Source organism: Kitasatospora sp. NPDC058115, from assembly GCF_042884635.1.
In the GTDB taxonomy this organism is placed as follows: Bacteria; Actinomycetota; Actinomycetes; order Streptomycetales; family Streptomycetaceae; genus Kitasatospora.
Genome location: NZ_JBHVTL010000068.1, coordinates 1 through 1,765, shown reverse-complemented (window position 1 = coordinate 1,765; position 1,765 = coordinate 1). Strand labels below are relative to the sequence as shown.

Below are 1,765 nucleotides of genomic sequence, written 5' to 3'. Positions count from 1 at the left end.
CGCCCGTGGTGGGGCGGGCCCGGCGTCCCCGCGGCCCGGCCGGGGGGGGGGCCCGGGGCCGGCGGGGGGGCCCGCCCCCCCCCGCGTCCGGTGCGTCCGGTCAGCCCCCGGTGATCAACGGGCGCCGGCGCGGGCGCGGCGGTAGAGGACACCGCCGCCGATCAGCAGGGCCAGGCCGGCCGCGCCGAGCAGCTCGGTGTTGCCGGCGCCGGTGGCGGCCAGCTGCCGGCCGGTCTCCTCGACGGCCGGGGCCTGCGCGTGCGCCACGGCGGGACGCACCGGGGCGGCCTCGGCCGGGGCGGCCGCCCGGGGGGTGCCCTGGGCGGGGTCGTCGGCGCTCTGGGTGACCGGCGGCGCGGGCGGCGGCGCGTTGTGCGGGGCGTGCTCCTCCGGGCAGTCCTCCTGCGGCGCCGCGGGCTTGACGGGCGCCGGGGCGGCCGCGGTGACGCAGGTGTTGCCGTAGGCCGGGTTGAGGGCGCCGACCACGTCCACCGAGTTGCCGCAGGCGTTGACCGGGACGTGCACCGGGGCCTGGACGCTGTTGCCGGAGATCACGCCGGGCGAGCCGGTGGCCGTACCGGAGGCGGTGGCCCCCGAGGCCGCCGAACCCGCGCCCGCCGCGCCCGAACCCGCCTGACCGCCGCCCGCCTGACCGCCACCCGTGTGGGCGCCTCCGGTCTGGGCGCCTCCGGACGGTGCACCTCCGGACGGGGCGCCGCCCTGGTGGCCGCCGCCGGTCTGGACACCGCCCGGGTGCCCGCCGCCGGTCTGGGCGCCACCGGTGTGGGTGCCGCCCGCGTGCGCCCCGCCGGCGGGGCGCCCGGAGGAGTTGGCGCAGTTGTTGCCGAAGGCCGGGTTCAGCAAGCCGATCACGTCGATCGTGTTGCCGCAGGCATTGATCGGCACTTCGATCGGCACCTGCACCGAGTTGCCGGAGGCGACGCCCGGCGAGCCTGCCGCGACACCCTCCGCGCCGGCGCCCGCGTAGGCGTAGCCGGCGGTCGAGGCCAGCACACTGCCGGTGGCCACGGCCGTGAGGAGCCCCTTCTTGGCTGCGTTCCTCATATTTTCCCCTGACATTTCGAGACGACGTGACGACCCTCCGAAAGTCGGAATTTCCGAATAGGTGGAGAGGTCCTCGCTGCATGGGAGAGAACGAAGGAACCCCCAGGGAGGTTGGCCGGTTCAACCACCATTCACCCTTTCGAGGGATGCCGCGACACATTCACGGGGCGCGCCGAAAGAACAAGCGCCCCCGGCACGGCGCGCACGCCGTCCGGGGGCCCGGCTCAACGACCGAGATGGGCTCAGACGTTGAAGCAGGTGTTGCCGAACGCCGGGTTCAGCACGCCGACCACGCTGATGGTGTTGCCGCACACGTTGACCGGGATGTGCACCGGGATCTGGATCTGGTTGCCGGACACCACGCCCGGGGAGCCGGCGGCCACGCCCTCGGCACCGGCCCCGCCGTGGGCGGAGGCGGCACCCGTGACGGCGAGCACCAGGCCGCCGGCGGCGGCGGTCACGGCGGCGATCTTCTTGACCTTCATCATTCCTCCTGTATGAACACCCGGATATCGGTTCCGGGCCGTCACAGGAGGAACGACGTTGCGGCGAACGGGGTACGGAACGGCCGTCCGCTTCACCCGCACCGGTGATACGACGAACAGGAAATCGATCTGTCAGAACGGCGGCGGGCCCCGCCCCGCGGGGGCCGGCGCCGGCGCCCCGGGCGGGGGTAGCCGGGGCGGCCGCGGGCGCCCGC

At 75.7% G+C, this 1,765-nt stretch carries 2 protein-coding genes; both read right to left on the bottom strand.

Annotated elements, in window-relative coordinates:
- Window positions 1-114 precede the first annotated feature (114 nt).
- Window positions 115-1,065, bottom strand: coding sequence for a chaplin (locus tag ACFVVL_RS35320; protein ID WP_387682671.1), 951 nt, complete (start codon window positions 1,063-1,065; stop codon window positions 115-117).
- Between the two features lie 242 nt (window positions 1,066-1,307).
- Window positions 1,308-1,550, bottom strand: a complete 243-nt coding sequence (locus tag ACFVVL_RS35315) for a chaplin (RefSeq protein WP_387682668.1) — start codon at window positions 1,548-1,550, stop codon at window positions 1,308-1,310.
- Between the last annotated feature and the right edge of the window lie 215 nt (window positions 1,551-1,765).

Coding starts and splice junctions, on each gene's coding strand:
- ACFVVL_RS35320 (WP_387682671.1), bottom strand. CDS start 1,065: ATGAGGAACGCAGCCAAGAAGGGGCTCCTCACGGCCGTGGCCACCGGC.
- ACFVVL_RS35315 (WP_387682668.1), bottom strand. CDS start 1,550: ATGAAGGTCAAGAAGATCGCCGCCGTGACCGCCGCCGCCGGCGGCCTG.